This is a genomic window from Streptomyces yangpuensis (assembly GCF_024666385.1).
GTDB classification, from domain to species: domain Bacteria; phylum Actinomycetota; class Actinomycetes; order Streptomycetales; family Streptomycetaceae; genus Streptomyces; species Streptomyces yangpuensis.
In genome coordinates, this window is record NZ_CP102514.1 from 7127668 (window position 1) to 7153054 (window position 25387).

General features: G+C 73.1%; 21 protein-coding genes. 12 read left to right on the forward strand and 9 right to left on the reverse strand.

The window, feature by feature from the left end:
• The first annotated feature begins 37 nt into the window (after positions 1 to 37).
• A complete protein-coding gene (locus tag NRK68_RS32310) occupies positions 38 to 994 on the forward strand; it encodes an AEC family transporter (RefSeq protein WP_183064713.1) in 957 nt (318 codons plus the stop codon).
• A 67-nt stretch (positions 995 to 1061) separates the two neighbouring features.
• Positions 1062 to 1454: a hypothetical protein gene (locus NRK68_RS32315; RefSeq protein WP_183064714.1), complete on the forward strand. Its 393-nt coding sequence runs from the start codon at positions 1062 to 1064 to the stop codon at positions 1452 to 1454.
• Here the strand turns inward: NRK68_RS32315 and NRK68_RS32320 are convergent.
• Both NRK68_RS32320 and NRK68_RS32325 read right to left on the reverse strand, forming a co-directional pair.
• Positions 1408 to 2670, reverse strand: a complete 1263-nt coding sequence (locus NRK68_RS32320; protein ID WP_257857529.1) for a trypsin-like peptidase domain-containing protein — start codon at positions 2668 to 2670, stop codon at positions 1408 to 1410. The two genes, NRK68_RS32315 and NRK68_RS32320, sit on opposite strands and share 47 nt — an antisense overlap.
• Positions 2671 to 2682: 12 nt before the next feature.
• Entirely contained in the window at positions 2683 to 4251 is a 1569-nt protein-coding gene (locus NRK68_RS32325; protein ID WP_257857530.1) for an FAD-binding oxidoreductase, read from the reverse strand.
• 195 nt (positions 4252 to 4446) lie between these two features.
• On the opposite strand from NRK68_RS32325, the gene NRK68_RS32330 reads away from it, so the two are divergent.
• Positions 4447 to 5646 carry a cytochrome P450 family protein gene (locus tag NRK68_RS32330; protein WP_183064717.1) on the forward strand — a complete coding sequence of 400 codons (1200 nt, stop codon included), beginning with the start codon at positions 4447 to 4449 and terminating at the stop codon, positions 5644 to 5646.
• A gap of 15 nt (positions 5647 to 5661) precedes the next feature.
• On the opposite strand, the gene NRK68_RS32335 is transcribed toward NRK68_RS32330, so the two are convergent.
• Positions 5662 to 6075, reverse strand: a complete 414-nt coding sequence (locus NRK68_RS32335) for a contact-dependent growth inhibition system immunity protein (protein WP_257857531.1) — start codon at positions 6073 to 6075, stop codon at positions 5662 to 5664.
• Between the two features lie 270 nt (positions 6076 to 6345).
• On the opposite strand from NRK68_RS32335, the gene NRK68_RS32340 reads away from it, so the two are divergent.
• The 3 genes from NRK68_RS32340 to NRK68_RS32350 all read left to right on the forward strand — a co-directional run bounded on the left by NRK68_RS32340 (position 6346) and on the right by NRK68_RS32350 (position 7596).
• Positions 6346 to 6507 (forward strand): hypothetical protein, encoded by a 162-nt coding sequence (locus tag NRK68_RS32340; RefSeq protein ID WP_257857532.1) that lies wholly within the window; start codon positions 6346 to 6348, stop codon positions 6505 to 6507.
• A gap of 341 nt (positions 6508 to 6848) precedes the next feature.
• On the forward strand, positions 6849 to 7160 hold the full coding sequence (locus NRK68_RS32345) for a hypothetical protein (RefSeq protein ID WP_257857533.1): 312 nt from the start codon (positions 6849 to 6851) through the stop codon (positions 7158 to 7160).
• A gap of 256 nt (positions 7161 to 7416) precedes the next feature.
• Entirely contained in the window at positions 7417 to 7596 is a 180-nt protein-coding gene (locus NRK68_RS32350; protein ID WP_257857534.1) for a hypothetical protein, read from the forward strand.
• Between the two features lie 398 nt (positions 7597 to 7994).
• Here the strand turns inward: NRK68_RS32350 and NRK68_RS32355 are convergent, their stop codons facing one another.
• Together NRK68_RS32355 and NRK68_RS32360 are read right to left on the reverse strand one after the other, a co-directional pair.
• Complete coding sequence (locus NRK68_RS32355) at positions 7995 to 8426, reverse strand: hypothetical protein (RefSeq protein WP_257857535.1); 432 nt, start codon at positions 8424 to 8426, stop codon at positions 7995 to 7997.
• A 525-nt stretch (positions 8427 to 8951) separates the two neighbouring features.
• Complete coding sequence (locus tag NRK68_RS32360) at positions 8952 to 9536, reverse strand: hypothetical protein (RefSeq protein WP_257857536.1); 585 nt, start codon at positions 9534 to 9536, stop codon at positions 8952 to 8954.
• A gap of 658 nt (positions 9537 to 10194) precedes the next feature.
• On the opposite strand from NRK68_RS32360, the gene NRK68_RS32365 reads away from it, so the two are divergent.
• Positions 10195 to 12957, forward strand: coding sequence for an IPT/TIG domain-containing protein (locus NRK68_RS32365; protein ID WP_183064719.1), 2763 nt, complete (start codon positions 10195 to 10197; stop codon positions 12955 to 12957).
• 299 nt (positions 12958 to 13256) lie between these two features.
• Here NRK68_RS32365 and NRK68_RS32370 read toward each other — a convergent pair whose 3' ends face one another.
• The gene (locus NRK68_RS32370) at positions 13257 to 13658 is read right to left on the reverse strand and encodes a VOC family protein (RefSeq protein ID WP_257857537.1); all 402 of its coding nucleotides are present in this window, start codon (positions 13656 to 13658) and stop codon (positions 13257 to 13259) included.
• Positions 13659 to 13814: 156 nt separating this feature from the next.
• On the opposite strand from NRK68_RS32370, the gene NRK68_RS32375 reads away from it, so the two are divergent.
• Positions 13815 to 14648, forward strand: coding sequence for a hypothetical protein (locus NRK68_RS32375; protein ID WP_257857538.1), 834 nt, complete (start codon positions 13815 to 13817; stop codon positions 14646 to 14648).
• A 131-nt stretch (positions 14649 to 14779) separates the two neighbouring features.
• On the opposite strand, the gene NRK68_RS32380 is transcribed toward NRK68_RS32375, so the two are convergent.
• Positions 14780 to 15433, reverse strand: coding sequence for a class I SAM-dependent methyltransferase (locus NRK68_RS32380; RefSeq protein ID WP_183064722.1), 654 nt, complete (start codon positions 15431 to 15433; stop codon positions 14780 to 14782).
• 53 nt (positions 15434 to 15486) lie between these two features.
• The gene (locus NRK68_RS32385; protein ID WP_257857539.1) at positions 15487 to 17001 is read right to left on the reverse strand and encodes an IucA/IucC family protein; all 1515 of its coding nucleotides are present in this window, start codon (positions 16999 to 17001) and stop codon (positions 15487 to 15489) included.
• A 131-nt stretch (positions 17002 to 17132) separates the two neighbouring features.
• On the opposite strand from NRK68_RS32385, the gene NRK68_RS32390 reads away from it, so the two are divergent.
• From NRK68_RS32390 to NRK68_RS32405, 4 genes are all read left to right on the forward strand, one after another.
• Positions 17133 to 18770 (forward strand): IucA/IucC family protein, encoded by a 1638-nt coding sequence (locus NRK68_RS32390; RefSeq protein ID WP_257857540.1) that lies wholly within the window; start codon positions 17133 to 17135, stop codon positions 18768 to 18770.
• Positions 18771 to 18914: 144 nt separating this feature from the next.
• Positions 18915 to 19688 carry a GntR family transcriptional regulator gene (locus NRK68_RS32395; RefSeq protein WP_183064725.1) on the forward strand — a complete coding sequence of 258 codons (774 nt, stop codon included), beginning with the start codon at positions 18915 to 18917 and terminating at the stop codon, positions 19686 to 19688.
• A gap of 271 nt (positions 19689 to 19959) precedes the next feature.
• Complete coding sequence (locus NRK68_RS32400; protein WP_257857971.1) at positions 19960 to 21021, forward strand: quaternary amine ABC transporter ATP-binding protein; 1062 nt, start codon at positions 19960 to 19962, stop codon at positions 21019 to 21021.
• Entirely contained in the window at positions 21021 to 22814 is a 1794-nt protein-coding gene (locus NRK68_RS32405; protein ID WP_257857541.1) for an ABC transporter permease/substrate binding protein, read from the forward strand. The genes NRK68_RS32400 and NRK68_RS32405 overlap by 1 nt, the downstream gene beginning before the upstream one ends.
• Before the next feature lie 99 nt (positions 22815 to 22913).
• Here NRK68_RS32405 and NRK68_RS32410 read toward each other — a convergent pair whose 3' ends face one another.
• Complete coding sequence (locus NRK68_RS32410) at positions 22914 to 25127, reverse strand: MMPL family transporter (RefSeq protein ID WP_257857542.1); 2214 nt, start codon at positions 25125 to 25127, stop codon at positions 22914 to 22916.
• Positions 25128 to 25387: the final 260 nt, after the last annotated feature.

Here is a 25387-nt window from a genome sequence, read left to right on the forward strand (position 1 = left end):
AGGGTGCGCATCAGTCGATCATGGGGGAGGTGTTCGCATGGGCGGGGCGGCCGCGCTGGAGAAGCTGGTGCCGGTGCTGCTGGCCTTCGGCGGCGGGGTCCTCCTCGCACGCCGCAAGGTGGTTCCGGCCGAGGCCTCCAAGGCCTTCTCCGACTACGCGTTCCTCTTCGCCGTGCCCTGCTACCTCTTCGGCAACATCTACGCCGGCGACCTCGCGGCCCTGTTCGACCGGCGGGCGATCGGCGGATACGCCGCGGCCGCGGGCGTCGCCGTGGCCGCCGTGGCGGTGGCGGCGGTCGCCCGGGGCCTGCGGGAGCCCCGCGAGGTGGCACTGCGCGTGATGGCGGGAGTCCAGGTGAACACCGCCTACTTCGCCGTCCCCGTGTTCATCACGGTCTTCGGGACGGCCGCGCCGATCTTCCCGATCCTGCTCTTCCAGGTCTGCGTGCTCTCCCTGGTCGTCATCGCCGTCATGGAGCTGGGCCGGGCCGGCCCAGCCGGGGGCGGCCGGGCCGGCCCGGGCCGGCGGCTGTCCCGGGCGGTCGGCGCCTCGCTCGCCACGCCGCTGGTCCTCGCCTGCAACGCGGGCATCCTGCTCAACCTGCTTTCGGTGCGGGTCCCGGCCGTCGTCCTGGACGGAGCCGCCTTCGTCGGCGACAGCGCCTCGCCGGTGGCCCTGTTCGCCCTCGGCCTCCACCTCGGCGGCGTCGGCCTCCACCTGCGGGCCACCACGCGCGAGGAGCTGGCCCTCATCGGCTTCAAGTGCCTGGTGTTCCCGCTGCTGACCTGGGCGGTGTGCGGGCTGCTCTTCGGGGTGCGGGGCGACTGGCTGGCGTACCTCGTACTGATCGCCGCGATGCCGACCCCGCAGAACCTGTTCATCTTCGCCCAGCGCTACGACGTGGGCGTCGGCCTCTCCGCCTCGGTCGTGATCAAGACCTCGCTCGTCTCGCTGGTACTCCTGCCGCTCTGGCTGCAGACGGTCGCCACCTGACCGGCGGGCGTGCAGAACCGTAGCAACGCCGACGTACCCCCGGGCGGGAGCGGCTCGTTGCACCGGTATGGAACTGCCGACCATCGCGGCGCCGGGCGTCGGGGAACGGGCCGACGCCGCGGCCGATGCCGCCTGCCACCTCTACGACACCGTCGCACCCTGGGGGCCCGGAGCGCCCGGAGGGTGGAGCCGGACCGCCGCCGAGGACGCCGCGGAGGCGATCGAGACCACCGCGTACGCCCTCGCGACCGCGGCCCCGGGCGCCGAGGTCGTGCTGGCGCCCGTCCACGCGGCCCTGGCCGACCTGCGCCGCCGCCTCGGCCTCGCTCCCGCCGAGCCGCTGACCGGCGACGGGCTCCCGGCGACCCCGCGTACGGTGGGCAACCCGCGCCGGACCCGGTGGGTACGGGCCCTTACGGCGCCTTCGCCCCGGCAACCGCCTTCTCGTACAACTTCCTGATGTCCGCGCCGAAGTACGAGCTGTAGGAGACGTCGGGCCGGTCCCCGCCCGTCTTCCAGCCGCCGATCACGCCCACCACGTCGCCGGTCCCGGTGCGCCCGTCGAGACGGAGCAGGAACGGGCCGCCGCTGGTGCCGCCCGGGTAGCCGGTGCAGGCGATGCGCAGGAACGAGCCCGGGATCCGGGAGTCGGTGCTGGTGTACTTCGTCGTCCGGTTCACGCACAGGCGGGGCCGGGCGGCGGTGGACGGGTGCCCGATCAGCGTGGCCCGCGCGTGGGCGTAACCGGCGCCGGTGACCAGCCGGTTGCCGCCCACCACGTCCTGGACGCGGAACCCCTTCGGGCCGGGCCCGACCTGCGCGAAGGCCACGTCGAGGGCGGCCGCGCGGTTCACGCCCTGGGTGCGGTAGCGCTGGTCGATCCAGATCTTGGAGCGTCCGGCCGCGGTGCGCAGGACCGGGAACATGCCGAACGGCCGCGGCTTGGCCCGCGTGTACTGCGGTACGAAGGCCACCTGCTGGGTGTCGGCGCCGGTCAGGCAGTGGGCGGCGCTGATGATGAGGTTGCGGCCGGGGGAGGCGACCACGCTCGCGGTGCAGAAATAGGAGCCGCCGCCCTTGACGAGGAACATCCGGCCGACGACCGGGAGGCCGCCGAAGTCCTGCCCGACGCCCGGGCCGGCGGCGGGAATCCGGGGGAGGGCCGGACGTACGGGGGCGGGCGCGGGGAGGGTGACCGGCGTCGGCGTGGGCGTGGGCGTCGGCTTCGGCCTCGGTGCGGTGGGGGTGACGGACGGGGAAGGGGCCGCGTCCGGGTCCGGCTCCGGGTCCACGGGGCGGACCGGCTCCTCCGGAACTCCCGCCTCTCCCGGCTCTCCCGGCTCGTCCGGTCGGAGCGGCGGGGGAGGCGGGGCGGGTGCGACGGGCGCGATCGGCACGGGTGCCCCGGGATCCCAGGGCCCCCAGGGGGCCAGGGAATTCGCGGGCGGTTCCGGGGCGACCGCGTCCCGCGGTGCCGCGGCCCGCCGCCCCGGAGGGCCGGGCGGCAGCGGGCGGGCCGATGCCATCCGCTCGGGCGTCCAGAAGGACTCCGCCTCATGCGCGCCCCAGCGGCCCGCGGCCACCGGGGCCGCTCCCCCCGCCTCGGCCACGGGCAGCGGCCCCGCGGACACCAGCAGGGCGGCCGCCGCCGCGGCCACCGTCAACGTACGTCGCATGCCGGACACTCCCTAAACGGCCTGGGGGAAACGGAAGAGCCGGTCCGGATCGTGGGTACGCCGGACCTCCTCCAGCCGGGCGAGGTTCGGGCCGTAGTAGGCCTCGCGCCAGCCGCTGAGCTTCGGGTCGATGTAGTTCTGGTACGCGCGGCCGCTCGCCCAGGGACGCAGGTCCCGCCACAGCCCGTCGAGCCAGGCCTCGTGGCGGGCCACGTCGGCGGCCGGCGCGGATTCGGGCCAGTGGACGAGGTACTGGCCGAGGAAGGCGCTGTCGCGGTGCACGAAGGCGGTGTCGCCGGCCGCGACCCGGTTGACGGCGCCGCCGCAGACCCCGTCGAACTGCACCACGCCGAGCCCGCCCCGGGGAGCCTCGGCCCCGTACCGCCGGACGGCGTCCAAGACGGCGTCGATCGCCGCGTCCGGGAGTCCCGCACCGGCCCAGAAGTCGGAGCGGGCGGCGTAGGAGTCCCGCCCGAGCCGGCCCCGCGGGTCCCGGCCGGGCAGCGTGCCCGGCAGCCGGCACTCCGCGGCGCTCAGGTCCAGGCACCCGGACATGGCCCGGAGGGTGTCGCCGTGGCTGCGTACGACGACCCAGCTGTCCCGGGGCGCGGCGCCGACCAGGTCGGACAGCCGTGTCAACTGCCGTTCCAGTTCGGGGCGTCCGTCGAGGCACACCACGCGGAGCGAAGGCACCGTGGCGGCCGCGGCCGAGGCCGAGGCCGCGGCTCCGGCTCCAGCCCCCGCTCCGGGCCCGGGACCGGCCTCGACGGTGAACTCCACCTGGCTCCAGAACGGGTCCGGCAGCCCGGTCAGCCAGCGCTGCCAGCCGCGCAGGACGTCCGCGGAACCGGCGGCCGGCCAGTGGAGTTCCGCGAAGGCGCAGTCGCCGACCGTGTGCGTCCGGAAGCGGAACTCGGTCACCACACCGAAGTTGCCGCCGCCACCGCCGCGCAGGGCCCAGAAGAGATCCGGGTCCCGGTCCCGGTCGGCGCAGACCTCGCGGACGGTCCCGTCGGCGGTGACCACCCGCACCCCGGTCAGCCGGTCCGCGGTGGTGCCGTACGCCCGCGAGGCCAGACCGAGCCCGCCGCCCAGCGTGAGGCCCGCGATGCCGACGGAGGGGCACAGTCCGGTGGGGACGGACAGTCCGCGCCCGGCGAGGGCCGCGTGCACGTCACCGAGCCGGGCCCCCGCACCGATCCGTACGCCGTCCCCCTCGATCGTCACCGCGGCCATCGCCCCGGTGTCGAGGACCAGGGCGCCGGCCCGCGTGGACCAGCCCGCGTAGCTGTGCCCGCCGCCGCGCGGCACCACGGCCACGGACTCGCGCCGGGCGAAGTCCAGGCAGACGGCGACGTCCCCCGCGTGCGCGGGATAGGCGACCGCGGCCGGTACGACGGCGTCGTAGCGGGGCTGGAACAGCCGCCCGGCCTCCGGGTGGTCACGGTCCCCGGGGAGCACCAGCCGCCCGTCGATCCCGCGCGCCAGCGCGCGGTAGTCCGGGCCCCGGGCCGCCGCGCCGACGGTGGCGAGGACGGCCGCGGCCGCACCGCCGAGGACCTGGCGCCGATCGAGGCTCATACCTCCTTCCTGCCACCGTCCGTCCGGATCCCCGCGCAGGCGGGCCCCACGCGCACCGCGGTGCCCCCCGAACGGCGCATCGCCGAAACGGTTCGACTCGTCCTATGGAAGGACCGCGGCGGTGGGGCGGATCCGGCCCCGCCGCCACCCCCGGACCACCCCCCGCCGGGTGAGCCGCCGCCGTACGCTGCCCCCATGACTCTTGTGGATCTCACCGCGCACGCCGAGGAGTTCAACGCCGACCCCTATCCCTTCTACGAGGCGCTGCGCGCCTCCGGCCCTGTCCACCGGCTGGTGCTGGGCGGCGAACGCACATGGCTCGTCGTCGGCCACCAGGAGGCCAGAGAGGCCCTGAACCACCCGGGCCTGTCGAAGAACTGGCTCGGATCGGAACTGTTCGAGGTCACGCAGGTCCACGCCGTCGCCACCAACATGCTGGACACGGACCCGCCGCACCACACACGGCTACGGCGCCTGGTGGCCCGCGAGTTCACCACCCGCCGCGTCGAGTCCCTGCGTCCCCGCGTACAGCAGATCACCGACGGGCTGCTGGACGAGATGGAGGCCCTGCCCGAACGCCGGGCCGACCTGATCCGGTCCTTCGCCGTACCGCTGCCGATGACCCTGATCTGCGAGCTGCTGGGCGTACCCCACCTGGACCGGGCCCGGTTCCGCTACTGGTCGGGCGAGATCGTGGCCCCGCTCGACGGCGTCGGGGCGGACCCCCGGGTCCTGCAGGACATGACCGCGTACCTCTGTGAACTCGTCGCGGACAAGGCCGGGGACCAGGGCGACGACCTGCTCAGCGCCCTCATCCGGACCCGGGACGAGCACGGCGACCGGCTCTCTCCGGACGAACTGATCGGCATGGCCTTCCTGCTGCTGGTCGCGGGCCACGAGACCACCGTCAACCTGATCGGCAACGGGGTACGGGCCCTGCTCGCGCACCCCGACCAGCTCGCCGCCCTGCGCGCCGACCCCGACGGGCTGATCGGCGGCGCGGTGGAGGAGATGCTGCGCTACGACGGCCCCGTGCAGCACGCCACGTACCGCTTCGCCGACACCGATCTGGAGCTGGGGGGTGTGCCCATCGAGGCCGGATCCTCCGTCATGGTCGCCCTCGCGGCGGCCGGCCGTGATCCGGCGCGCTTCACCGGGCCGGGCCCCGGGCCCGAGGAGTTCGACATCCGCCGCACCGGCCCGGGCCATCTGGCCTTCGGCCACGGCATCCACCACTGCCTCGGCGCACCCCTCGCCCGCCTGGAGGGAAGCATCGCGATCCGCTCCCTGCTGGAACGTTTCCCCACCCTGGCCGAAGACCCGGCCGCGGGCCCGCCCGACTGGCTCCCGGGCACCCTGATGCGCGGCGTGACAAGCCTCCCCCTGCGCTGGTGACCCCGCGCGGCCCCGTCAGCCCCGCGCGACGAACCGTGCCAGATCCGCGTCACTTCCCCGGGGCAGTTCCTCCACCGCCGCCCCGGGCAGCCCCGCGACGACGGCACGCAGCCGCGCTTCGAGCTCCGGGAGCGCCGCCCAGGCCCCTTCGGGGACAGCGACGGTCGCGAGCAGCAGGTCTCCCTCGTAGAAGTAGGCGTCCAGCAGCGGTTGCTCGGCCAGCAGCCGCACCGCGAGGGGAAGGACGAACGGGAGCGCCACCCGCTGCGCGAGGAGGGTGCGCAGGTCGGCCGGCTGCAGTTCGCCGAGCGGGACCCGGCGCAGGCCGTGCACCGTGCGGACCAGCCGGGTCGCGTCGGCGGGCGCGGCCTCCCAGCGCGGCGGGTCGAGTTCGTCGAGTGTGCGGTCGAGGTGCAGCAATGTGTCCATGGGTGCCATTGTCGGCCCGGTCCGACCGGAGGTGACGTGGTGCATGTCCGGGCAGCGACGTGAACTGCGGCTTTCGCCGACGCGTATGACGGGGTGGGACATCAGCCCGTTCGACCCGGACGGGCTGCGCCTCGCGCCGTTGCGTCCGCCGGTCCTGCCCTGGCCTCCGCGGCACGGCGAGGATCCGGCGGACTGCGATGCGTGCCGCGGCCGGGACGAGGGGATCCGGCTCGACGACCGCTGGCGGCTCAGCCGGATCGGGGGAGTCGCGTGCCGCCGGCGCTGGTGCTGCATCCGCGCGACCACTTCGACCTGGCGGACCTGCCGGAGGCCCTGGTGCGCGCCTCCTACGGCGGCCGTAGCCCGGCCGGCGGACCGTCCGACGTCCGGCCTCAGGGCGCCGGCTGTGCGACATCCCGTGAGTTGCACTGAGGGTCGCCGAGTCCACGACCCTGTGGCCAGGGAGGGCATCCCCTCCCCGGCGGTTGTTCGCGGGCTGACGTACATTCGGGATTCCTGAAGCGTTCTCACTGTGTCCGATCGGCTCACGATCTGGCTGAAGGCGAGGAGGCTTGGGTTGGCACTGCCTGTCGTACGGTGCCTACGCGATGTCCGGCCGCCAGCCACGGCGGAGGAGCTGGAGCAGTTCGAGACCGACGTGCTGGCGGGGTTCGTGCTGGCGCGGGCCTCGGCGGGGCCGGCGACGGCACGATCCGCGGGGACGTCGGGCACCTGGAGCAGTACGGTCCTGGTTCGGCCGCCGGCTTTGGGAGATGGAGCCCCCTGACGCCGACGCGTACTTCGGAAAGGTGCTGCGGGCTTCGCCGAGCGGCACCCGGCTGGGGCGCTCTCAGGCGCTGACCACGTACTTCCTGTTCCTGGAACTGCGGCACAAGGTCGAGATCCACCGGATGACCGGTCGGGTGATCGAGTGCCCGATCGACGAGATGAACCGGCCGCGCGGGTCGAAGGACGCGGCATTGCGGATTCCGCCGTCCGGGCCGGAGGTCAAGACGCTGTTCGCCGGATGGGGCGGCGAGCTGGCCACCTGCCGGAAGTTCGCCCCCACCATCATGAGCGAGTGACGTCGACGGAGGCAGCAGCAATCGTTCTACAGGACCATGCCGCCCTCTGGAGTGTGGGGGAGATCAGTGCGAGCGAGGTGGTCGATCCGCCTGCGACGCGCTCGTCGCCGGACTCGACACCCCCAACCTTCGAATCCTCGCCGCCTGCACGCGCGCCGAGGCGGACTACGACGTCCACGACCTGCTTCCGCCGGCACTCGCCGGACTCGGCCTCACCCTCCACCCAGTCGGCGGCGCGGCCGGCCAAGAAGCCGCCGTGCGAGCGCTCGCACGGCGCATGCTCGCCGGCGAGTTGAAACCCTGGGAGCTCACCTTCCGGATTCACCGACGCTACGGGCACGAGCTGCCCCTGCCCGTGATGTCTGCCCCGGGTTACCGCCCGGAGGTCCTCCAGGCCCTGTTCGGCCCGGCCGTCCTGGGCGGAGGACGGGCATGACCACCGTGACGATGGACGCCAGCACGACGTCCCGCATCCACCTGGGTTCCGTGCCAGCCGGGCAGGAGCCGCGCGAGGCCCCGACGACCTGGTGGCAGACCGAGGAGCCGCGCGACCGCGTGCTGGCGCACGCTCGCCCTGCCGTTCACCGCCGACAGCGACGCCAACCAGCGCAGCCGCCAGCGCGGCTTCGTCAATCTGCTCGACTGGCTGGAGGACCAGCCCGGTCGCACCTGGCAGGCCCGATGGCTCGCCGGCGGCGCCGAAGCGGCCGGCCGGGAGTGGAGACGTCTGCCCACGCAGTGGCTGGCCGACCGCCAGCAGGCCCGCAGATACGACCGTGCGGATCTGTGCTGCGGCATGATCCCCCTCCTCGGCGGACAGGTGGTCCGCCCGACCTACCGCTGGCTGCTGCGGCAGCGGCCCTCCCAGCTGCTTGCACCACCGGCGAGATCGTGCCCAAGCTCGACCAGGAGCGGCTGCTGCTGGTCTCCCCAGAGCTCGGCGAAGTGCTGACCGCGATCATCCAGCGCGTCCGCCGCGGCGAGCAGGCCATGCCGCTGGTCTCCGCCTACGACACCCTCGAACGGCTCTGGAGCGCGCCGATGCCGTTCGTCTTCCAGCGCCGCTGCGGTCTGGAAGATCGCGCTATCCCGCGCAACTACATCTACACCTGCCTCAACGACGCACTCGCGGCGAGCGGGCTGACGGGCCCCAACAGCGAGCCGTTGCGCTACACCCCGCACGACTTCCGGAGAATCTTCGTCACCGACGCCCTGCGCCCCCGCGCTCATCGCCGCCCGCATCTGCGGCCACCAGACCGTCGACACCACTCTCGGATACGCCGCGATCTACCCCGAGGAGGTCATCAACCACCACCGGCCCTTCATCGCCCGCCGCCGATCGCTGCGACCCAGCAACGAGTACCGCGAGCCCACCGCGCAAGAGTGGCAGGACTTCCTGGCCCACTTCGAGCTGCGGAAGGTCACGTCGGGCGCCTGCGCCCGCGACTTCGGCACCCCGTGCGTCCACGAGTACGCCTGCATCCGCTGCCCCGTCCTGCGACCCGGCCCCGCGGAGACGCCCCGGCTGGAGGAGATCCACGCCAACCTGCTCGACCGGCTCCAGGAGGCCAAGGAACAGGGCTGGCTCGGCGAGGTCGCGGCGACCGAGGCCAGCCTCGCCGCCGCCGAGCAGAAACTCGCTGCCATGCGCGACCTCGCAGCCCGGCACACCACCGTCCACCTCGGCATGCCTGACTTCCGCACCTGCGCCGGCCGACTCACCGAGAGCCACGACGGCGGCTGACGGCCGTCCGACCGCGGGCCCTTCGCGCGCCTGGCTGCCCAGTGGCCTCAGGCGCGAGGCGGCAGGACCTCGATGATTTCGGCGATGCCAACGGCGGGTTGGGACTCGTGCATGGTGATCACGTCACCGGGCTTCAGATGCTGCCATTGCTCGGGCTGCAGGGGAGCCAGGCGAACGTCGGCTGTCTCTCCGGGGCCGAGCTGCGGTGCGAACTCCACCCAAAGCCGCGCGATGTTCAGATCTTGTTGTCCGTCTGCGGTGCAGTTACCGATGTCCCACAGAGGTCTGAGCTGGCCGTCCCCTGAGAAGGCACTCTGGCGTCCGCCCTCGCCGGCTCCCAGAAGGGTCAAGGTCGCACGGATCGTGCCGTGTTGGGCTGCCCAGCCCCGCCACTCGCACCAACGGCGGCTGCGGTCGAGCATCATCTGCCGAGCGGCCTCGGAGAGCATCTCCCAGAAGGTGATGGATACCGGGTGGACATCCGCGATCTCGATGAGCACGTCGAGCGCCATCTCCCATTCCTGGAGCTGGATGTCCTTGCGAACATCTCCGACCGTCTGGCCGTTCTCTGTCACGGCGTCCTCGGGCAGTAGGTTGACGGCCTGCCGAAGGAGTGTGAACGCGTCATCCATGTGCTGGATTGTCGCCCGGTCCCGGGCGCCTTGTCACAAGGTGACCATGCAGGACGCCATCGCGCGACACGCCCGGGCACTCCAGGGCTTCAAGATTTCTGACTACTACTTTCAGTGACTAGACTGGCGTATGCCCCTGTCGGGCCGTCAGCCGGGCTAGTTCGGATAAGACCAGCTCGGCGCGCTCGGTCTGGTTCTCAACGCCGTGGTGCTGTGGATCACCCGCTACCTCGACGCCGCTGTCGCCCAGCTCCGCGCCCACATCCCCGACCTGCGCGTCGGCGCCGTACCGCGCCAGATCGAAGCCCCCACGAAGTAGACCGACTCCAGCAAGATCAATCTCTGTGTCGTGCGCAGAGCACTTGTCAGTGCGGCGCAGGGTTCTGTCAGTGCTGTGCCGTGGCACGCGAAGTGCGACCTGGTGGGCGCGAAGCGATGTCCTGCCTACCGCTGCCCAGCCCGGCATGGTCCGTGAGGGGGACGCGTCGGCACGCCACACTACGAGCGGAACTGGCGCCGTGGGTCCTTGCGCTAGACACATGCCCGTGATCATCGGCTACCGCAGGACAACGACCGCCCGCTGCCGATCCGCCGGCGGGACCGCACTTACGACCAGGGCTGAAGGGGGGAGCCCGTGTCGTCGAGACGGCTTCTCCGAGTGAACCGACGCATGATGCGCGCCGTACGAGGCTGGCCGCGCGCCCTGCTCCTCACACTCGCCGTGACGCTCACGGTGACCGCGCCCGCCGACGGGGCGGCCGCCGAGCCGCGTCCCGACGTCCCGTCCACGGCTTCCGGCCCGTCGCGGGCGGACGGTGAGGGGACGCTGTCGCGGGTCAAGGTGAAGCGGCGCGTGGAGGTGCGCACTCTGCCCCGGCCGAAGCGCGTCCCCGAGCCACAGGTACAGCCCTACCTGGCCCCTCCGAAGGGGCCGGCGCCTGTGGGACCGATGAGGCAGCCGACTCTGCCGGCCACCACCGCGGCCCTGACCTCGAAGACCGGCGCGTCCCCGAAGGCGGCGCCGTCCACGGCCGTCATCCAGCAGCTGAAGACCTTCCCCACGCTCGGCAACGTGGACGCCACCGGTCCGTCCGATACCCAGCTCGCGGTCGGACCCACCCACATCGTCCAGTTCGTGAACCGCTCGGGCCAGGTCTACGACAAGGCCGGCAACGCCGTCGGCGCGCCCTTCGACCTGGGTGCCTTCTTCGGATTTGCGGCAGACACCGGCGGTGATCCGCGGGTGCACTACGACGCGGGCTCCGGTCGTTTCTTCGCCGCGTACGAGGGAATCCTGGCCGGCGGCGACGAAAACGACGTAGCGGTCAGCGACAGCTCCGACCCTCGCGGGAACTGGAGCGTCTACATCGCAGGGAGCAACACTTCCAACATCCGGCAGGACCAGCCGAAGCTCGGCTACAGCAACGACAAGGTCACACTGAGCTGGAACAATTACGACCTCAGTGCCCCCCCGCCGCTGCCGTACCTGGGTGAGGTGACTGTGGTCGCCAACAAGGCCGACCTGCTGGCCGGAGGCACGGTCAGCTTCACGACGTTCGGCCAGGACACCGGCAGGTTCCAGGTCGTCCCGGCCACCTCGCTGTCGGGGATCAACGAGCAGCTTGCGATGGAGCACGACCCCCGTGACCCCACCAACTTGGTGGTGCACACGTTTACAGGCGTGCCTGGTGTCAGCACGGTCACCCGAACTGAGAACACCATCGCTATCGGAAGCGCGCCCGCACCACCGACGTGTGGCGGCGTAAGAGGATGCGCGGCTCAGCCGCCCGGGGGCGACGCAACCATCGCGACGAACGACGACCGGATGCTCTCGGTCGCGTGGCAGAACAACCACCTGTGGGGCGTTTTCAACGTCAGCTGCACCCCTCCCAGCGACACCGCGGTCCGCAACTGCCAGCGCTACGTCCAGATCGCGACCGGTGGTGGCCAGAGCCTAGCGACCAACCTCAATCTCGGCCTCGTGGGCGGGGACATCTACTACGGCTCGTTGACCCTGAACGACGAGGACGACCTGTTCTCCGGATTCACCGCTTCCTCCCCCGGAAGGTTCCCCACCGGTGTAGCGATCGCAGTCCCGGGCGGTAACTTCCCCGCCAGGACGTTCGGCGACTTCTACGCCGCGGGCACCCAGGCCTTCTCGTGCAACTGCGGCACCGACCTGCGCTGGGGTGACTACTCCGGCACCGCACGCGACCCCAGTAACCCCAAGGACGTCTGGACCGTCCAGCAGATCGGCGCCATCGCCAACACAGGGATCACCGGCGGTGACTGGGGCACCGCAATGGACCGCGTAACGCTGTCCCCGCCGACTGTCACGAGCGTCACCCCGAACCACGCGCCCGAACTGGCCCAGTGCGTGAACACCGTGACCGTGCGCGGCACGGAATTCCCCACGAGCGGCGCCACCGTCAGCTTCGGCTCCGTACCGGCGACGAACGTGAACGTCATCGGGCCGGAGGAACTGACCGCGCAGGTGCCCCCGCAGGCACGGGGCACGGTGGACGTCACCGTGACCAACGCCAACGGCACCAGCCCGCTCACCGCCGCCGACCAGTTCACCTACGACCCGGACACGACCGCACCGACCGTCTCCGCGAGCATCTCGCCCGCGCCGAACGGCGCCGGCTGGAACACGACCAGCCCCGCGACCGTCAACATCGGCGCCTCGGAAGGAGCCTGCGCCTCAGGGGTCCAGAAGATCACCTACAGCGCGAGCGGAGCACAGCCGATCGCATCCACCGACGTCTCCGGAGCAAATGCCGCAGTCCCGATCACGGTGAACGGCCTGACTACCGTGACGTACAACGCCACCGACAACGCGGGCAACACCTCCGCACCGCAGACGATCGCCGTGCAGCTCGACACCGCGGGGCCGACGATCACCATCGTCCGTCCGGCGGCCGGCACATACCTGTACCGCCAGCCGGTCACCGCGTCCTACTCATGCACGGACGCCGTCTCCGGGGTGGCGAGCTGCGTGGGCACGTTCCCCAACGGCAGCCCGATCAACACCTCCACGCTCGGCCAGCGCACGTTCACGGTCAACGCCACGGACAACGCCACCAACCCATCCGCCAAGACCGTCACCTACAACGTGGCATACCGGATCTGCCTGCTCTACGACCCCAGCCGCCCCACCCGGCTGCTCGGCCAGGTCATCATCAGCCTGCGGATCTGCGACGCAAACGGCAACAACCTCTCCAGCCCGAACATCACGCTCACGGCCAGCCGCATCACCGGCCCGGTCACCAGGCCCGTCACAGGCCGGTTCAGCTACCTCCTCTCCTCCTACAGCCTCCCCGTCAGCACCCAGAACCTGCCCAACGGCAACTACAACCTCGAATTCACGATCAGCGGAGCCGACACCACCACCCACGTGGCACCCTTCACCCTGCGCTGACGCCCACAGCGTCCGTCGGAGCGCACCGGCCCGGCCCCGGTCTCGGAGCCGGGCCGGTGCGCGTCAGGGCAGCTTGTGCGAGAACCCTTGACGGCGGCTCCCCACCGACGCTGACCAGCACCACGCCCTCGAAGACTTCGCCGCCGCCGAGGTGGTCATCCGCGGAGACATCATCGGCCGCTTCCAAGTCAACGTGCTCTACAGCCTTCTGGGACTCTCCACGTCGTCACTGCCTACTGACAACAACTCTGCGCACGACACCAGCAAGATCAACCTCAGCGGAACTTTCTGTACGCCGACTACTCACACCCGGGCGGGGCCAGGGGTGCGAGGCGGCGGCGGAGGAGACAGAACTCGTTGCCCTCCGGGTCGGACAGGACGTGCCAGGTCTCCGTGCCGTCCTGGCCGATGTCGACGGGCCGGGCGCCGAGACCGAGCAGTCGTTCAAGCTCGGCGTCCTGGTCGCGGTCGGTGGCGTTGACGTCGATGTGCAGGCGCAGCTTGCCGGTCCGCGGGGCGCCGCCGGGGCTCAGGACGAGTGTGGGCTGCGGGCCGCCGAAGCCCGCGCCGGGCGGCCCGATCTCGATGCTGCCGTCGTCCTCGCGGCCGAGTTCGACGTAGCCGAGGACCTCGCTCCAGAACGCGGCGAGCCGTTCGGGCTCGGCACAGTCCAGGACCAGCTCACTGATGCGGCATGCCATGGAGGGCAGTCTACGGAGCCGACCCGCCCGGCGGCGGGCGCGGCGACCCCGAAAACGGTGAGGTCCGGCAGCCGTTCGGTGGGTAGGGTCGGAACCTCTGCCGAGGCACGCCGAGCGGCAGCCGATCGCCCTTGCCACCGAGGTCCGAGGAGATCCATGGCCGACACCGTCGACTCGCTCGTCGCCCGTATGCACGAACTGCTCGTGGTCCACCTGACCCAGGGGCCCGCGGTGCCGGCGGAGCAGGACGTCCTGTCCTCCCTCGGGCTCTCCTTCCTCGGGGCCCCGCGGCGGGTCGACGTCGCCGCGGGCCTCCACGACCTCATCGCGCGCGCCGGCGCGCTCGGCACCGACGGCACCTGGCTCGTCGCCGCGGGCCACGCGAGCCTCGCCGGCATGGCCGTCGCGGGCGGGCGGGCCGATCAGGCCCTCCTCCACCTCGACGCCGCGGTGACGGCCGGCTTCAACGACTGCGTGGCGCTCCACGTCGACCCCATACGTCCGCTGCACCACGATCCCCGCTTCCAGGCCCTGTACCGGCGGATACGCATCACCCAGGGCGACCTCGACGAGTACTTCTGGCTGCACGCGGAGATGCAGGCCCTGGCCAGGGACGTCAGCAACGCGAGCGTCGACAACGTCGGCCGCCTCGACACCGGGGTCTCGCCGCTCCCCATGCCCCCCATGCCGACCCGTGAACCCGACACCCCCGGCGTGCTGATCACCCGCATCGATCTCGCCGCGACCAGGACCGCGCTCCAGCAGGCGGTCATGAAGGCGGAGTTCCAGCGCAGCGCCGGCAACACCAGCCTGAGTCTCATCGACGACACCTGGGACCTCCCCCGTGCCCGGCACGACGCCCGGTACGCCGACGAGGCGGATCTCCTGCGCCGCCGGGCCGCCGAGGCCAGGGCCTTCGTCGAACGACCCGGCGCCGGCTCCGTGCCCGCCCCCTGCCCGCCGCTGGGCTCGCTCACCTACCCGGCCTGAGGACCGCCCGCCCGGCCGGGCCCCGAGCCCGCCCGGCCGGGCCCCGAGCCCGCCCGGCCGGGCCCCGAGCCGCCCGACCAGGTGGTGGCCCGCCCCGGCCCGCCCCACCCCGACCCGGCCGCGTAGGCCCGTCAGCCCTTGCGGGCCAGCAGAAAGGCCTGCTGCGAGGCCTCGTGCGGGGTCGGCTCGCGGACCAGGCGGGCCGCTTCGGCCAGTCCGGCCCCGGCCAGCAGGGCGGCGATCCGGTCGGGCGGTGTCCGGTACACGTCGAGGTCGACGGGGTGCCCGTACGCATGGTCCAGCCGGACCCGTTCGTCCCCGGCCTCGAAGGCGACCAGGACGTGCCCGCCCGGCGCCAGCACGCGGGCGAACTCCCCGAACACGCGCGGCAGTTCCGAGGGCGGCGTGTGGCCGGTCGAGTACCAGGCGAGGACCCCGCCCAGCACCCCGTCGGCCACGTCCAGCGCGGCCATGGACCCCACCTCGAACCGCAGCCCCGGATACGCCCGGCGGGCCACCGCCACCATGGCCGGGGACAGGTCCACCCCGAAGGTCCGGACGCCGAGAGCGTCCAGATGCGCCGTCACCCGGCCCGGCCCGCAGCCCAGGTCGGCGACCGCCCGGCCGGGCCCGCCCCGCTCCCCGCGCACGCACTCGGCGAAGGCACCCAGCATGGCCCGGTCCAGCGGCTTCCCGGCCAGATCCGTGCCCAGCAGCCGCGCGCAGTCGACGGCGACGGCGTCGTAGCACGCCCGGACGGAAGCCAGGTACGAGGAAGCTGTCATGCCCCTGAACAGTAGCCCGCCCGGCGCTCCGGATCATCCTCCTGCCAGCGGAATCATCCTCCGGCCAGCGGATTGGGCAGTTCCGCCCACTGGTCGCCGGGGACGTCCGGGCTCAGCCGCATGAGGGTGAGCGCCTTCGTGGGCAGTCGGCCCGTCAGCAGGGCCTCGGTGTCGGCGGTGGACGGCAGGGCGGTCACCTCCGCGAGGGCCTCGGCGAAGGCTCCGGCCGAGCCCGCCGTGGCGCCGAGCGCACCCGTCAGAAGGGACCCGAAGAGCTTGCGGCGCAGGACCGTCACGTCGTCCGTGACCAGCCTGCCCGACAGCGCCGGCACCGGCAGCCCGTGCGCCCGCAGCCGGGCCGGGCTGATCCGGATGTCGGCGAGGTCGCGGTAGACCAGCCGCAGCGGCTCGCCGGCGGGGGAGAGGACGACCAGGAGATTCTGCCCGTGGGCCTCCAGGGCCACCCCGAGCTCCAGTACCCGCAGGCACACCGACAGCACGAGGCGGGCGAACCGCGCCCGCCAGGCCGCCGAACGGGCCGGCGGGTAGGAGGCCAGCGCCGCCACCGGCAGCACCCGCTCGCCCGCGGCGGCGTCCGCGTACACCTCCGGCGGCTCGCGCAGCACGGCCGCCAGGTCAGGGCTGTGCGCGGTGACGGCTCCCAGGGTGCGGGTGATGTGCAGCCGCCCGTCGAGCCGCTCGGCGAGATGCTGGGCGAAGGCGGACACGGCCGCCGCCGTCTCGATGGAGTAGACCGAGATGTCCCGGACGGAGGAGGTCAGCCGGGCGCTGAGCGCGGTCTTCACGTGCGGGCCGCCGTCGGCGGGTGCCAGCGTGCGCAGGGCCATCAGCGGATGCGCCGGGGAACCGGTCCGCACCCGCTCGTGCCCCAGGACGTGCGCGGCCTGCCACGGGTGCACGGGGACCAGGATCCGCCCGGCGTCGCGCAGCCGCGCCGGCCAGTCGCCGGTGACCAGGCACTCCTCGGCGCGTACGGAGACCAGGCCGAGCTCCACCACGGGCCGGTGCTCGGGCGCGTACGCCAGTTCCTCGGCGACCGAGAAACCGGGCCGGGAGCGGCAGCCGGGGTGGTACGGATGGCCGTCGACCACCCGCTGCTCCCACTCCCAGGGCACCTGCGCCGGGTGGTCCTCGGCTGCGGGCGGCTGTCCGGCGCGGGAGAGGGCGAGAGAGGCCGTACTGGCGTCCAGCTCGACGGCGAAGCCCTCCCCGTGCGGGACCCCGAGGGCCCTGACGAGCTGCCCGGCCCGGCGATGGGCCCTGCCGTCGAGCAGCAGTTCGTCCACGTACGGCCGCGTCGCGTACGGGTCCGCGGGCGGGCCCTCCAGCCGCCCGCCGCCCGCCAGCAGCAGCGCCAGACCGTCCGGCGTCGCCTCCCGGCCCACGACCCACGGGAGGGGCTCGAAGGCCAGGGCCCGCCAGAGCCGGGTGAGCACGGCCGCCCGGGATCCGTTCAGCGCGGCGGCGTACGGGGTGGCGAGGGCGGGCCGTACGGCGGCCAGTCCGGCTGCGACGGCTTCTTCGGCCGCGGAGGGGGGAAGGTGCATGCTGGGCTCCGCCTTCGGAATGTCGCTTCGAGTTTCGCTTCGAATGTCGCTTCACGTGATGATCAAGTAATCATTGCGGATACCGACGATCATGGCCGGTGGTTCCGCTCCGTGGACCTCCTGCCCACCGGATGGACCGAATGGAACCAGTGGACCTCAACGCCGCCGCAGACGCGTACGCCGCAGCCCCGCTCCTGAACTGCCTGCTCCGGGAGGCGGCCGAGCCGGCGCCGCCGGACGGCCCCGCGGGCCCGGCCGTCCACCGGCTGCGGGGCAGCGGGCGGCTGCTCCGGGTGCGCGGCGGACGCCGGCCCGCATCCCCCGAACTGCGGACCGCGAACGGCTGGCACCCCCTCAGCCACGCCGAACTGGTCAAACTCGTCTCCGACGAGCTCGGCCGGTTCACCGGTGTCACCAACGACGAACTCCCCGTCGAGATCACCGACAGCCGCGACGCGCTCGTCGCGCTGCTCGCGGCCCGCGCCGCCGCCGAGCCCCCGGCGGACCCGTACATGCTCTCCGAGCAGTCCCTGGTGACGGGCCACCCGCACCACCCCGCCCCCAAGGCCCGCGGCGGGGCGCCGGCCGGCAGCTGGCTGCCGTACGCGCCCGAGGCGCACGCCCGCTTTCCGCTGGTCTTCCTGGGGCTGCGCGAGGACCGGTGCGTCGAGGAGGGCGGGCGGGCGGTCGCCGAGGCGATCGACTCGCTCGCCGATCTCCTCGACGGGCCGCGCCCGCCCGCCGGCTACCGGCTGCTGCCCGCCCACCCCTGGCAGCTGGACCTGGTGGCGGACCGGCCCGCGGTGCGCGAGGCGTTCGCCGACGGGCGGCTGCTGCGGCTCGGCGAGAGCAGGCGGCCGGTCTGGCCCACCGCGTCCATCCGGACCGTCCACGTTCCCGGTCCCGGTGCCGGTGCGGCTCCCGGTACCGCTCCCGCTCCCGCTCCCGGTCTCGGTACCGCTCCCGCTCCCGGTACGGCTCCCGCGGCGGACCTCTTCGTGAAGTTCAGCCTCGACGTGCGGATCACCAACGACGTGCGCCGGCTGTGGCGGCACGACCTGCTCGCGCTGCGCCGCGCCGACGCGGCCGTCGAGGCCGGCTTCGCCGCACTGCGCGCGACCGGCTCGGACGCGGCCTGGCTCGCCGACCGCGGCTACCGCACCGCCGCCTTCGCGTTCGAGGAACTCGCGGTCCTGGTCCGGGACGGACTGCACGCCCACACCCTGCCCGGGGCCACCCCGCTGCTCGCCGCCGCGCTCGCCGAGGGCGCTCCCGGGAGCCCGCCGGCCGGCGCCGCCGATCCCCTCGCCTGGTGGCGGGCGTACCTGCGCCAGGTCGTGCCGCCGGTACTCGAACTCTTCGGCCGGCACGGCGTCGTGCTGGAGGCCCACCTCCAGAACACCCTGGTCGCGGTCGACGCGGCGGGCATGCCCGTGCAGGCGCTCTTCCGGGACGCGGAGGGCGTCAAGCTCCTGCCGGACGTGTCGCGCGCGGACGCCTGGGAGCGCCTGGTGTACTGCCTGGTGGTCAACAACCTGTCCGAGATCGCGGGCGCGCTGGCCGATCGGTATCCGGACATCTCGCCGCACCTGTGGCCGGCCGTACGGGAGGAACTGCTGCGCTACGAGGCCCGGCGCGGGCTCCCCGAGATCGCCGCACTCCTGGCCGCCCCCGCGCTGCCCGCGAAGACCAACCTGCTGCTGCGCTGGACCCGGGCCGACGGCGCGGACGCCCGCTACCGTCCGCTGCCGAACCCACTGCGCGGGTAGGCGGGACCGTCCCGTCGATACCCGGGGTTGGGAACCGGCCAAGGTGGGCGGGCTGCCCGATCCCCTCTCACCCAGAGGTATAGACCAATGCTAGGTTGGTCGGGCAGACCGCGCAGTCCTTGACCACCCGTCAGAGGAGAAGCCATGCCCTCCCCTTCGCGGGGCGGCGGCCCGGCCGCCATGCCCAAGTACCAGCGGATCGCCGCAGCGCTGCGCCGCGATCTCGACCGCGCCGCGCACACCCCCGGCGGGAGACTGCCCTCCGAACGCAGCCTGGCCGCCCGCTACCAGGTCAACCGGCAGACCATCAGGGCCGCCCTCCAGCACCTGCGCGAGGACGGCCTGGTCGTGACCGGGCGCCGCGGCTCCCGCCCCGCCGTCACGGCCGAGGTGGTCCCCACCGCGGCCGATCCGGTCGCCTTCCGGCCGGCGGCCCCGGCGCCCGCCCTCACCCGGAGCTGGGTCACCGTGGTCACCGTCCCGCCCTCGCTCGCCGTGCCGCTCGGCATGTCCGGCGGGGACCTCACCCTCGTCCATCACCACCGCGAGCGGGGGCGCACCGGGGAGACCCTCCGGCACGCCGTCACCTACTTCAACCCGGACGCCGTCGCCCGGAGCCCCGAACTCGCCGCCTGCCGCAGCCGCGCGGGGCGGGCCCAGGAGCAGGACCTCACCCCCCTCCAGGACTGGCTGGAGCAGGCCGCGGCGGGCGGCCGGGTCGCCGAGACCATCACCATGACCCGCACCACCCACCCGCCCGCCTCCGCCCCCGCCTGCGGTCTGACCGTACGCCGCACCGTGCACGCCCCCTCCGGTGTCCTGCTGGCCGTCACCGACCTGGCCTTCCCCACCTGGGACCACCTGACGTTCCACCGGGACCGCCGTCACCCCGCCACCGCCGCGTTCCACATCGGCTAGCGACCGGCGACCGGCCGTACCCCCGTGCCGGGGTGCCCGCCACACCCCGCACGGGTCCGCGGCCCGGCCCCGCACCACCGGGCCCGCACGTGAGGTGGATCACTCGCGCGTTTGCCGGAGCGAACGCCGGGCAGCGGCGCAGCTGGAGCGGAACCCCGCCCTCCGTGCACCGTGCCGGAGGCGAGGCGCACACGGGCGGATCCCGTCCCGCTCCACGGCCGCGCCGGCCCGGCCCGCGCGCGCCGTACCCGGTACGAACCGCGAGGTGAATGTGTCCACGCTCCAGGCCGAGCACGTCTACAAGGTGTTCGGCAACCGGCCCGACGACGCCGTGCGCGCACTCGAAGGCGGCGGGGACCGTGCCGAGCTGCGCGCCGACGGAGCCACGGCCGCGGTCATCGATGTCTCCTTCGAGGTCGAGCCCGGCCAGATCTTCGTCGTGATGGGGCTGTCGGGATCCGGCAAGTCCACCCTGCTGCGCATGCTGAACGGCCTGCTCGAGCCCACCGCGGGACGCATCCTCTTCGACGGCCAGGACCTCACCGAGCTGAGCGGGCGCGAGCTGCGCCGCGTGCGGTCCACGAAGATCTCCATGGTCTTCCAGCACTTCGCTCTCTTCCCGCACCGCAACGTCCTGGAGAACGCCGGCTACGGGCTGGAGGTGCAGGGCGTCCCCCGCGCCGACCGTGAGCGCCGGGCCGCGGAGGCGCTGGCCCTGTGCGGGCTCGAAGGCTGGGAGATGGCCTGGCCCGACGAGCTCTCCGGCGGTATGCAGCAGAGAGTGGGCCTCGCCCGGGCCCTGGCCACGGACGCCGACCTCCTGCTGATGGACGAGTCGTTCAGCGCGCTGGACCCGCTGATCCGCCGCGACATGCAGGACCAGCTCCTCGAACTGCAGCGCACCCTGAAGAAGACCATCGTCTTCATCACCCACGACCTCAACGAGGCCATGCGCCTCGGCGACGGCATCGCCGTCATGCGCGACGGCCGCGTCGTCCAGCAGGGCACCGCCGAGGACATCCTCACCCGGCCTGCCGACGACTACGTCGCCTCCTTCGTCCAGGACGTGGACCGCTCCCGCGTGCTGACCGCCGACGCCGTGATGACGACGACCCGCCCGCACCGCCCCGGTGTGGACTCCTGCGGCTGCCCCACCGTCACCGCCGACACCCCGCTCGCCGACCTGTGCGCCGTCAGTGCCCGCGTCCCGCACCCGGTCACCGTCACCGGCACCGACGGCGCCGTCGTCGGCTCCGTGCCCCAGGACCGCCTCGTCGCCTTCATCGGCGACGAGCAGCGGGCCCCGGTGCGCTGCGCGGAGGTGGCCGCCTGATGCCCCGCATCCCCCTCGGCGCCTGGGCCGACAGCGGAGTCGACTTCCTCCAGAGCCGGCTGTCCTGGCTGTTCGACGCCATCAGCGCACTCGTGACCGGGCTCTACGACGGCCTCGTCGCCGTGCTCTGCGCGCCCGCCCCGCTGCTGTTCGCGGGCATCCTCGCCGTCGCCGCCTGGTGGCTGCGCGGCCTGCTCGCGGGCCTGCTCGCCTTCGCCGGTTTCGGACTCGTCGACTCCGTCGGGCTCTGGTCCGACGCCATGTCCACCCTGTCGCTGGTCCTGGTCGCCACCCTCGTCACCCTGGTGTTCGCGATCCCGCTCGGCATATGGGCGGCCCGGTCCGCCCGGGCCAGTGCCGTCCTGCGGCCGGTCCTCGACTTCATGCAGACCATGCCGGCCATGGTCTACCTCATCCCCGGCATCATCTTCTTCGGGGTCGGCGTGGTGCCCGGCATCATCGCGACGATCGTCTTCTCCCTGCCGCCGGGCGTACGGATGACCGAGCTCGGCATCCGCCAGGTCGACGCCGAACTCGTCGAGGCCGCCGAGGCCTTCGGCACCACCCCGCGCGACACCCTCGTACGCGTCCAGCTGCCGCTGGCCCTGCCCACCCTGATGGCGGGCGTCAACCAGGTCATCATGCTCGGCCTGTCCATGGTCGTCATCGCCGGCATGGTCGGCGGCGGCGGACTCGGCGGCGCCGTCTACCGCGCCATCGGCAACGTCGACATCGGCCTCGGCTTCGAGGCGGGCCTGTCCATCGTCATCCTCGCCATGTACCTCGACCGGATGACCGCAGCCCTCGGCCGCCAGGTCTCCCCGCTGGGCCGGCGCACCCTCGCCAGGGCCCGGTCGGCCGTCACCGGCGCCGCCCGCGTGTGGAACCACCGCCCCCAGCCGGCCTACGCCGTCACCGGCGCCGTCGTCCTGGCCCTGGTCGCGGGCGGCCTGAGCGCCTTCGGCGGCTCCGGCGGCCAGGACGGACCGGAGGGCGCCGAGAACATCGGCAAGGGCCGCACCGTCTCCATCGGCTACATCCCCTGGGACGAGGGCATCGCCTCCACCTATCTGTGGAAGGAACTCCTGGAACGGCGCGGCTTCAAGGTCGACACCCGCCAGCTGGAGGCCGGCGCGCTCTACACCGGCCTGGCCGGCGGCGGCCTCGACTTCCAGACCGACGCCTGGCTGCCCGTCACCCACGCCCAGTACTGGGAGAAGTACGGCAACAAGCTGGAGGACCTCGGCTCCTGGTACGGCCCGACCTCCATCGAGCTCGCCGTGCCCTCGTACATGAAGGACGTCCGCTCGCTCGCCGACCTCAAGGGCAGGGCCGGGCAGTTCAAGGGCCGCATCATCGGCATCGAGCCCAGCGCCGGCGCCATGGCCCTCCTGAAGGACAAGGTCATGAAGGAGTACGGACTGGAGGGCGAGTACCAGGTCGTCGACGGCTCCACCCCCGGCATGCTCGCCGAACTGGGGCGCGCCTACGACAAGAAGGAGCCGGTGGTCACCGTCCTGTGGTCGCCGCACTGGGCGTACTCCTCCTACGAGCTGACCAAGCTGGAGGACCCCCGCGGCGTCTGGGGCAAGGGCGACGGCATCCACACCCTGGCCCGCAAGGGCTTCGCCGCCGACGAGCCCGAGGTGGCCGCCTGGCTGCGCGACTTCAAGCTCACCGAGGAACAGCTCACGGGCCTGGAGGCGCGGATCCAGCAGACCGGCAAGGGCAAGGAGCAGCAGGCGGTCCGCGCCTGGCTGCAGGAGCACCCCGAGGTCGCCGAGCTGTCCTGACACGCCGTCCACCACCGCGGAGCGCCGCGGGCGCCGGTGCACGCGGACCCCGTACGGGGACCTGCGCGCCCGGCGCCCGCGGCGTTACGGGCCCCGACCTCAGCGGACCAGCACGCGCTCCGGTGCCTCGGACCCCGCGCCGGACCCCGCCCCACCGCCGGTGGCCGCCGGACGCGGCCGCAGCGGCCACCACAGGGACCGGCCCAGCAGCACGGCGCACGCCGGTACCAGGACGATCGACAGGACGAAGGCGGAGAGCAGGATGCCCAGACCCGTCGAGAAGCCGATCTGCTGCGTGGCCGCGACCGGATTGACCGCGAGGCTGCCGAACGAGGCGGCCAGCACCAGCCCGGCCGTCGCCACGGCCGGTGCGGTGTGCCGCACCGCCCGGGCCACCGCGTCACGGGCCGGACCGGGCTGCTCCATCTCCTCCCGGATCCGGTCGGTCACCAGGATGTTGTAGTCGGTGCCCAGCGCGACCACGAACAGGAACAGCACCAGCGGCAGCGTGAAGGCCACACCCGGCTGGTCCAGCCCGTGCTGGAAGACCAGCGCCGCCGCTCCCAGCGTGGCGGCGAACCCCAACCCCACCGCCAGCATCAGGATCAGCGGCGCGAGCAGGCTGCGCAGCAGCAGGAAGAGGATGAGCGCGATCAGGACCGCCGCGACCGGGAACACCAGCCGCAGGTCCTCGCCCACCGCCTTCGAGACGTCGGCGAACACCGCCGCGGTACCGCCGACATGAGCCTCCGTGCCGGCCGGTTTGTGGGCCGACACCGTGTCGCGGACCGCCCCGGACGCCAGGTCGCGGGCCTCCTGGCCGTGCGGATCGGCGTTCGGGAACAGGTCGATGCGCGCCGCCATGCGGTCCTCGCTCAACACCGTCGGGGCGACCTGCCCGACCCCCTCCACCCGGGCGAGCGTTCCCGACAGGGCGTCCACGCGGCCGGTGGTGAGCGGGGCACCGTCCGAGGCGCTGACGTAGACGCTGATCGGGTCCGACACGCCGGCCGGCATCGCCCGGGCGATCTCCGCCGCGGTGGCGGAGGCGGCCGTCCGCTCACCGTCCGCGCCGCCGGACCCGTAGTCCATCCGTATGCCGGCCGTGCCCGCGGCGAGCGCGCCCAGCAGCACCACGGAGGCGAGGGCCGCTGTGCGGGGACGCCCCACCAGCCAGGTGCCGAGACGGGCGGCGGACCCGCCGCGCGGCTCGCGCCGGTGGGCCCGCGAGGGCCAGAACATCCTGCGCCCCGTGACGGCGAGCAGGGCCGGCATGAAGGTGAGACTGCCGAACAGCATCACCAGCACCGACACCGCGATGGCCGGACCGAGCACCCGGAACTGCCCGAAGGAGGCCACCCCGAGGGTGGCGAACGCCGCGACGATGGTCAGGGCCGCCGAGGTGACGGCCGTACCGACGCGGCCGGAGACCTCGCCCGCCGCGTCCCGCCCGGCCTGCTCGGGCCGCCGCCGCAGCTGCTCGCGGAAACGGAACAGCAGGAAGAGGAAGTAGTCGATGCCGATGCCCACCAGCACGACATTGATCAGCTGCGGGGTCGACGGGTCGAGGGTGATACCGGTCAGCATCGCGACACCGACCACGGTCCCGGTCGCGGCGCCGCCGATGACGGACACGACGATCAGCGGCAGCAGCGCGGCGAGCACGCTGCGGAACACCAGCACGTGCAGCAGCACGATGACGCCCAGCATCACGATGCCCACCACCTGGGCCCGGGTCTCCTCGGCGTCGATGCCGTCGACGGTCGTGGCGAGCCCGCCGGTGTATCCGGACCGGAACCCCGCCTCGGCGAACCCGGCCCGCGCGTCCTCGCGGAAGGCCCGGTAGGTGTCCTGCAGCCCGGGGTCCTGGGGGTTGCCCGTGAGCTCCACGGACAGCAGCCGGAAGCTGCGGTCGGGAGCCGTCATCGCCGGGGCGACCTTCGGGGTCTGCGAGTGGTCCTGGGTGAACGGCAGCTCGTCCTCCGGCTTCGGCATGGCCACCCGGTGGCGGCCGAGCCTCGCGGCCTCCTCGTCGATGCGCCGTTCGTCGGCGGCGCTCAGCTGCGCGCCGTCCGACCTGGCCACCAGCACGGTCAGCGTGTTGGCGTCCGGCTTCACCCCGAACCGCTCCTCGGCGACCTTCAGGGCCGCCGCCGAGTCGTAGGACGGGGGCAGGAAATCACCGGTGCTGCTCTGGGTGGCGCGGAAGACGAGCGCCTGGCCGGCGATCGTCAGGGCGATGCCGAGCAGCGCCCAGAGGGCTATCACCTTCCACGGATTCCTCGTCGAGAACCCGGTCAGGGCGCGGATCACGTGACTCCTCAGGTCGGGGTGGGCGACCGGGGGTTCCCGGCCGGCTTCCAGACCATCAGGCGGGGGCCGCGCGATCGTCGCCGTACGGGAGGAAACCCACCCCGGGAGCAGGGTCCGGCCCGCGCCCCCGACCAGGACCGAGGTCCTGGTCCGGCACCGGCCCACGGGACGGCGCCACCGGTCGGCCGGGCTGCCAGAATGGATCGAGAGGAACCGGCACGAACCGACTCCCGCACCGGCGGGGAAGGCCCGCCGGCGGG

Coding starts and splice junctions, on each gene's coding strand:
- NRK68_RS32380 (WP_183064722.1), bottom strand. CDS start 15,433: ATGACAGCTTCCTCGTACCTGGCTTCCGTCCGGGCGTGCTACGACGCC.
- NRK68_RS32315 (WP_183064714.1), top strand. CDS start 1,062: ATGGAACTGCCGACCATCGCGGCGCCGGGCGTCGGGGAACGGGCCGAC.
- NRK68_RS32360 (WP_257857536.1), bottom strand. CDS start 9,536: ATGGATGACGCGTTCACACTCCTTCGGCAGGCCGTCAACCTACTGCCC.
- NRK68_RS32335 (WP_257857531.1), bottom strand. CDS start 6,075: ATGGACACATTGCTGCACCTCGACCGCACACTCGACGAACTCGACCCG.
- NRK68_RS32370 (WP_257857537.1), bottom strand. CDS start 13,658: ATGGCATGCCGCATCAGTGAGCTGGTCCTGGACTGTGCCGAGCCCGAA.
- NRK68_RS32375 (WP_257857538.1), top strand. CDS start 13,815: ATGGCCGACACCGTCGACTCGCTCGTCGCCCGTATGCACGAACTGCTC.
- NRK68_RS32390 (WP_257857540.1), top strand. CDS start 17,133: ATGGACCGAATGGAACCAGTGGACCTCAACGCCGCCGCAGACGCGTAC.
- NRK68_RS32310 (WP_183064713.1), top strand. CDS start 38: ATGGGCGGGGCGGCCGCGCTGGAGAAGCTGGTGCCGGTGCTGCTGGCC.
- NRK68_RS32405 (WP_257857541.1), top strand. CDS start 21,021: ATGCCCCGCATCCCCCTCGGCGCCTGGGCCGACAGCGGAGTCGACTTC.
- NRK68_RS32345 (WP_257857533.1), top strand. CDS start 6,849: ATGGAGCCCCCTGACGCCGACGCGTACTTCGGAAAGGTGCTGCGGGCT.
- NRK68_RS32395 (WP_183064725.1), top strand. CDS start 18,915: ATGCCCTCCCCTTCGCGGGGCGGCGGCCCGGCCGCCATGCCCAAGTAC.
- NRK68_RS32385 (WP_257857539.1), bottom strand. CDS start 17,001: ATGCACCTTCCCCCCTCCGCGGCCGAAGAAGCCGTCGCAGCCGGACTG.
- NRK68_RS32325 (WP_257857530.1), bottom strand. CDS start 4,251: ATGAGCCTCGATCGGCGCCAGGTCCTCGGCGGTGCGGCCGCGGCCGTC.
- NRK68_RS32330 (WP_183064717.1), top strand. CDS start 4,447: ATGACTCTTGTGGATCTCACCGCGCACGCCGAGGAGTTCAACGCCGAC.
- NRK68_RS32320 (WP_257857529.1), bottom strand. CDS start 2,670: ATGCGACGTACGTTGACGGTGGCCGCGGCGGCGGCCGCCCTGCTGGTG.